We start from the raw sequence: 6,498 nt of genomic DNA, 5'->3' as shown, positions 1-6,498 counted from the left end.
CCCCCAGCCACGGCTTGCGCGCCGTGGTGCACCTGGCCGCCAGTGGCCAGGAAATGCTGCACCATGCGCGCCATGCCGTGCGCGACGAGGTCGATGTGGTGGCCGTGGGCGGCGGCGATGGCAGTGTCAACGCGGTCGCCTCGATCCTCATCACCACGCCCGGCTGCACCAGCACGCTGGGCGTATTGCCGCTGGGCACGCTCAATCATTTCGCCAAGGACCTCAATATCCCGCTGGTGCTCGAAGCCGCCATCGCCAATATCGCCACCGGCGTGCGCCTGCGGGTCGATAGCGGCGAGGTCAACGGGGTACCCTTCATCAACAATTCAAGCCTGGGGATTTATCCCGACATCGTGCGCGAACGCGAAAAACAGCAGGCGCGCCTGGGGCGCGGCAAGTGGCTGGCGTTCAGTTGGGCGGCCATGGGGGCGTTGCGACGTTATCCGTTCCTGCGGGTGCGCCTGCGCATCGACGACCAGGACCACTGGCGCCGCACCCCGTTCGTGTTCATCGGCAATAACGAATACCTGATGAGCGGGCTCGACATCGGCAAGCGCTCGACCTTGACCGACGGCCGGCTCAGCCTCTACGTGTGCCATCGCACCGGGCGCCTGGGATTGCTGCGACTGGCCATCAATGCCCTGTTCGGCCGCCTGCGCGAGGCACACGACTTCGATGTGCTCAGCGCCACCGAGATCCTGATCGAAACCCGCGGCAAGCGCCTGCGGGTGGCCACCGACGGCGAAGTCACGGTGCTGCCGACGCCCTTGCAGTACCGCATCCGGCCGGCCTCGCTGGCGGTGATCGTGCCGCCGGTCGAGCAGGAGGCCGCCGCGCCACAGGCGCAGCCGTCGATGCTGGGCAAATTGCTGGGAGGCGACTGATGCGTACCGTGATCCATCTTTCGGACCTGCACTTCGGACGCACCGACGACAGCATCATCGCGCCGCTGATCGCCCAGGTGCATGCGCTCGAGCCCGACCTGGTCGTGGTCTCGGGCGACCTGACCCAGCGCGCCCGCAGCAGCGAATTCAAGGCTGCGCGGCAGTTCCTCGATGCGTTGCCGCACCCGCAACTGGTGGTGCCCGGCAACCATGACGTGCCGCTCTTGAACGTGGCCGCGCGCCTGCTGCAGCCGTTGCGCAAGTATCGCCGCTACATCGGCGAAGACCTGCAACCGGTGTACATGGACGACGAGATGGTGGTGGTCGGCATCAACACGGCGCGCTCGCTGACCATCAAGGATGGCCGCGTCAACGATCGCCAGATCGAGATGGCGCGCCGACAGTTGGCGGCCGTGGGTGAGCACATGGTCAAGATCATCGTCACCCATCACCCCTTCGACCTGCCGGCCGGGCCCCAACACCACGACCTGGTGGGCAAGGCGGCGCCGGCCATGCGCGCCTTCGCCATCTGTGGCACCGACGTACTGCTGGCCGGTCACGTCCACACCAGTTCGGCCGTCAGCAGTGCCGGGCGCTACGATATTCCCGGCTACTCGGCGCTGGTGGTACAGGCCGGCACGGCGACCTCGACCCGCGGACGCGGCGAAAGCAATTCATTCAATGTGCTGCGCATCGCGGCGCACCAGATCGAGGTGCACCGCCTGGCGTGGGAGCCGGCACAGTCGGCCTTTGCATTGGCCGCCACCCAGGCCTTCGAGCAGCGCGGCAACGAGTGGTTCGAGACCCGACCCGTCACCGACGTTGCGCCAACCGCCAGCGCAACACATCCACCAACAGGAACAGCGCCAGGCTGATGCCCATCAGCGGCAGGCTCCAGCCCAGCGCCGCAGCCAGCACCAGCACGCCTGCGCGCAGTGGCGGCGGCAGCCGCGAAAAGGCTTCCGACAGCGGTGCCAGGCTGCCGCCGGCAACCGGCCGGCGGCGCCACCACATCACATAGCCCAGCACGATCATGGTGGTCAGCGCCACGCCGAAGGCGGCCATCAGGATCTGGTTGGCCAGGCCGAACAGGATGCCCATGTGCGCGTCCACGCCCCAGCGGATCAACTTGGCGATGAGCGGAAAGTCGGCAAAGTCGGCGCGACTGGTGATGCGCATGCGGTCGGCATCGATAGCCACCGTATCGACCTGGGTTGGCCACGCCCGATCGACCTCGCGCACCGACCACGCCTGGTCGGGCCTACGCGGCGGGCGTATCTCGATTTCGGCGGCGTCGATGCCACCTGCTCGCGCAATGCCCTGCACCATGTCGAAGCGCGCCGGATCGCCTGCCGCCGGCATGGGCATGTTCATGCCCATGCCGGCGTGCTGGTGGTGTTCGGCATGCTCGTCGGGGGTGGGAGCCGGCCCATGCAACTGGGTCGACGCCGATGGCGTGACCCAGCCCAGTTGCGCGCGCAGCAGGTTGACATGGCCGCCGGCCCAGCGCGACCAGGTCAATCCGGTCGCCGAGAAGAACACCAGCCCCAGCACGATCCACAGACCCAGCAACGAATGCAGGCGGCGTGCGCTCGGCGCCCGAGCCGCACGTATGGGCGCGGCGCGGCTGCGCCTGCGCGCGCTGAACCACAGCCACAAGCCACCCAGCGCACCCAGCCACAACCACGATGCGGCCAGTTCGCTGTAGTTACGGCCGAATTCGCCGAGCATCAGGTTGCGGTGCAGGTAATCCAGCGTGGTCCGGAACGGCAGGGTACCGCTGGTGCCGTAGACCACCAGGTCGCCCTTGACCGCCAGCGAGACCGGATCGATGAAGATGGCCCGGCTTTCGGAGTCGCCCATGCCCGGCTGGGTGAACATGACCCGTGTATTCCAGGCGTCGGTCCTGCCCGGGCGCACCGCGAACAGGTTGGGCGCGGCGCCGATATACGCGCGCGCCGCCCGCACCTGGTCCGCCAGCGGCTGCGGCGTGCCATGCGAATCGTTGAACAATTGTGCCGCATACAGCCGGGTTTCGATCTGCGGGGTCAGCACGAACAAGGTCCCGGTGACCGCGGCGACCAGGATGAACGGGCCGACGAACAGGCCGATATAGAAATGCAGGCGCAGCAGCAAGGCAGCCAGGGCACTTGCCCCCTGGCGTCGCGCCGCCGTTGCAGCGACGGGGGCAGCGGGTTGGTAGCTATCGGTGGTCATGGCGGATGCCCGCCTTGCAGTGCGGGCGGGTCGTTTGATTGGAGCGCTCATTCTAGGCGCCGTCGCGGATGCTGCGAATGTGGCAATTTGTCGCACTGCGGCAGGCCGGTCCAACAAGCAAAAGGGCCGCTGGTAGCGGCCCTCGGTCCAATCGCCCTGCCTGCGGGCAGGTTACAGCGGGTTCTGATCGATCCAGTCGCCTGCGAAATCGAGAATATAGGCGATCGCATCGTCCTCCGAATCGAATTCGTTGGTGGGCGACTTGCGCTGGTAGCGCAGCTCGCCGTCGGCATCGCGGCCGGCGTGGATCACGAAGCAAGCCATGAACTTTCCGTTATCCAGGCTTCGGACCTGTGGAATGACTGCGTTTCCCTTGTACGGGAAGATCTGGGACATGAAAAAAGCCTCCTTATTGCGAGGCGCAATGCTAGCACGAACCACGCAGTTCGGCCCTGACCGGGTGGTTTTACGGAAACTATATGCAACTCTGTTGCACATTGCTATATTATGCAACCATGTTGCATTTAAATGTACGTGTGTGACCTCCGTTTTGCGTCCTGCTTCCGATCAACCGCCCACTTATCGAACCGCCATGTCAAGCCAGCTCATTGCCTGCCTCCCCCACGCCGCCGATTTGCGCCTGCCCGTCACCGTCCTTTCGGGGTTTCTCGGCGCCGGCAAGACCACCCTGCTCAACCACATCCTGAACAACCGCGAAGGTCGCCGCGTGGCGGTGATCGTCAACGACATGTCCGAGATCAACATCGACGCTGCACTGGTGCGCAGCGGTGGCGCCGAGCTCTCGCGCACCGACGAGAAGCTGGTGGAGATGAGCAATGGCTGCATCTGCTGCACGCTACGCGAAGACCTGCTGCTGGAGGTGCGCAAGCTGGCCACCGAGGGCAGGTTCGACCAACTGGTGATCGAATCCACCGGCATCTCCGAGCCGCTGCCGGTGGCAGAGACCTTCACCTTTGCCGATGAGGACGGCGCCAGCCTGTCCGCGGTGGCGCGGCTCGACACCATGGTCACGGTGGTCGACGCCTTCAATTTCCTGCGCGACTATGGCTCGCAGGACAGCCTGGAACAACGCGGTGCGGCCCTGGGTGAGGACGACCAGCGCACCGTGGTCGACCTGCTGATCGAGCAGGTCGAGTTCTGCGATGTGCTGGTGCTCAACAAGCTCGACCTGGTCCCGGCGGCAGACGCCGAGCGCCTGGGCGCCATCCTGCAGCGCCTGAACCCGCGTGCCCGGATGGTGGCCTCCGAGTTCGGGCGAGTAGCGCTGGAACAGGTGCTCGATACCGGCCTGTTCGACTTCGAGCAGGCCCAGCAGGCACCGGGCTGGCTGCAGGAACTGCGGGGCGAGCATGTGCCGGAGTCGGAACAATACGGCATTGCCAGCTTCGCCTTCCAGGCGCGCCGGCCTTTCCACCCGCAGCGCTTTTTCGACCTGATCAACACCGAATGGCCGGGCGTGGTACGTTCCAAGGGCTTTTTCTGGCTGGCCAGCCGGCCGGCGCACGCCGGCTCGTGGTCGCAGGCCGGTGCCGTCTGCCGCCACGGCCTGGCAGGCAAATGGTGGGCCGCCGTGCCGCGTGAGCAATGGCCACAAGACCGGCAAGCGCTGGCTTTCATCGAACAGCAGTGGGACCGGGAGGTAGGCGATGCGCGCCAGGAGCTGGTGCTGATCGGGGTCCGGATGGACCAGCCGGCGCTGCGTGCCAGGCTGCAGGCCTGCTTGCTGAGCGATGCCGAGATGGCGCAGGGCCCAGGCGCCTGGGCGCGCCTGCCCGACCCGTTTCCGCTGTGGTAGAAAACATGTCAAGGCTGGCGCGCGAGCGCCAACCGGTTTATCGTGGCGGCTTCGCTTTTTACAACAGGTTTCCCCATGACAATGCGCCACCCTGCCCCGCCCCTGCAACGCCACCAGTTTGCCGCCCCCGAGCCCGGGCCGCGCCTGTTGGTGCTGGGTGCGGTGCATGGCGACGAAACCTGCGGCACGCGCGCCATCGAGCGGCTGCTGGGCGAGCTGCAACGCGGCGAGCTTCAATTGCAACGCGGCCTGCTTACGCTGGTGCCCGTCACCAATCCCCTGGCCTATCAACTGGGAAAACGCCAGGGCGAGCGCAATCTCAATCGCAACCTGCGCATTCATGCCGCGCCGGCCAACTACGAAGACCGCATCGCCAACATCCTGTGCCCATGGATCAGCGAGCACGAGGTGCTGCTGGACCTGCACTCGTTCCACACCGCGGGCGTTCCGTTCGCCATGCTGGGGCCGCCGGACAATGACGGCCCGATCGAGGCCTTCGCCCATGCCGAGGCCGAGCAGCGCATGGCGCTGCACCTGGGCACCACACGCATCGTCGAAGGCTGGATGGAAACCTACGCCCGGGGCGTGGCGCGACGCCAGCGCGAAGGCCGGGTCAGCGCACCCGACCTGCTGGACAATTGCTACGGCGTAGGCACCACCGAATTTGCCCGCACCCAGGGCCTGTACGGCATCACGCTCGAATGCGGCCAGCACCAGGACCCGCAAGCACCGGAGGTCGCCTACCGGGCGATACGCCACACGCTGGCCTTGCTGGGCATGGTGGATACGGCGCTGACGCCGCCTCGGCCGGACATCGAAGTGATCAAGCTGGTCGATGTGATCGACATGGAGCATGCCGACGACCTGTTAGTACGGGAATGGGCCAGTTTCGACCGGGTGTCACAAGGCCAGGTGATCGGCCACCGTCATGGCGGCGTGCCGGTGACGGCACCACAGGACGGCTTCATCGTCTTCCCCAACCCCAAGGCGCTGGTAGGTAACGAGTGGTTTTATTTTGGGGTGGAGAGCGGGCGCCGTCTATGAATGCTGCCTTAATCTAATGCCAACGCGTAGAACCGCGTATCGACCACCATCACCGGAAAAGCCGCCGGCAGCGCACTTTTCTCGATCAATGCAAAACCGTTCTTTTCATAGAAACGGTGCGCCGCCAGGAACCTGGCCGTGGTACCGAGATAGATCTGCTTGACGCCCTGCTCGCGCGCCCAGGAGATGGCACCGTCGAGCAGACGGCGTGCGGTGCCCAATTCGCTACCCCTGTGGCTGGCGGCGACGAACATCTTGCGCAGCGCCACCTGGTCATTGCCGATGTCGAGCAGCGACACGGTACCGACCACACGGTCGCCATCGAGCGCGACCCAGAAGTTGCCTTTTCCCTTCTGGTAGAAATTGCCGATGTCCTGCAGGTCGGGCTGGCCTTGCAGCGTGATCGGGATCGCGAACTCCTGTTGCTGGATCGGCAGGATGACGTCAACCACGCCAGCGGCGTGGTCGGGTGAAAATGGGCGAATATCGAGCATGGGATCGGGCGCATCAAGGTAAAGTCGCATGATACCGAAAACC

General features: G+C 65.5%; 7 protein-coding genes. 4 read left to right on the top strand and 3 right to left on the bottom strand.

Features of this window, described 5'->3' with window-relative positions:
• Both PMI40_RS18225 and PMI40_RS18220 read left to right on the top strand, forming a co-directional pair.
• Nucleotides 1-884: diacylglycerol kinase family protein (locus tag PMI40_RS18225; protein ID WP_008118381.1), on the top strand; the 884-nt coding region annotated here is incomplete at its 5' end.
• Nucleotides 884-1,759 carry a metallophosphoesterase gene (locus PMI40_RS18220; RefSeq protein WP_008118379.1) on the top strand — a complete coding sequence of 292 codons (876 nt, stop codon included), beginning with the start codon at nt 884-886 and terminating at the stop codon, nt 1,757-1,759. The genes PMI40_RS18225 and PMI40_RS18220, both read left to right, overlap by 1 nt.
• Here PMI40_RS18220 and PMI40_RS18215 read toward each other — a convergent pair.
• Entirely contained in the window at nt 1,698-3,101 is a 1,404-nt protein-coding gene (locus PMI40_RS18215) for a PepSY domain-containing protein (protein WP_008118377.1), read from the bottom strand. The genes PMI40_RS18220 and PMI40_RS18215 overlap by 62 nt on opposite strands.
• A gap of 171 nt (nt 3,102-3,272) precedes the next feature.
• On the bottom strand, nt 3,273-3,497 hold the full coding sequence (locus PMI40_RS18210; protein WP_008118375.1) for a hypothetical protein: 225 nt from the start codon (nt 3,495-3,497) through the stop codon (nt 3,273-3,275).
• Nucleotides 3,498-3,693: 196 nt separating this feature from the next.
• Here PMI40_RS18210 and zigA point away from each other — a divergent pair, with 196 nt between their 5' ends.
• Entirely contained in the window at nt 3,694-4,917 is a 1,224-nt protein-coding gene (gene zigA, locus PMI40_RS18205) for a zinc metallochaperone GTPase ZigA (protein ID WP_008118373.1), read from the top strand.
• Between the two features lie 75 nt (nt 4,918-4,992).
• Nucleotides 4,993-5,961 carry a succinylglutamate desuccinylase/aspartoacylase family protein gene (locus PMI40_RS18200; protein ID WP_008118371.1) on the top strand — a complete coding sequence of 323 codons (969 nt, stop codon included), beginning with the start codon at nt 4,993-4,995 and terminating at the stop codon, nt 5,959-5,961.
• Nucleotides 5,962-5,969: 8 nt separating this feature from the next.
• On the opposite strand, the gene PMI40_RS18195 is transcribed toward PMI40_RS18200, so the two are convergent.
• A complete protein-coding gene (locus PMI40_RS18195) occupies nt 5,970-6,455 on the bottom strand; it encodes a GNAT family N-acetyltransferase (protein ID WP_008118369.1) in 486 nt (161 codons plus the stop codon).
• Nucleotides 6,456-6,498 lie beyond the last annotated feature (43 nt).

The sequence above is a fragment of the Herbaspirillum sp. YR522 genome, from assembly GCF_000282575.1.
Lineage (GTDB): Bacteria > Pseudomonadota > Gammaproteobacteria > Burkholderiales > Burkholderiaceae_D > Herbaspirillum.
Note: the sequence above shows the minus strand (reverse complement) of the source record. Positions and strands in the feature narration are given on the sequence as shown.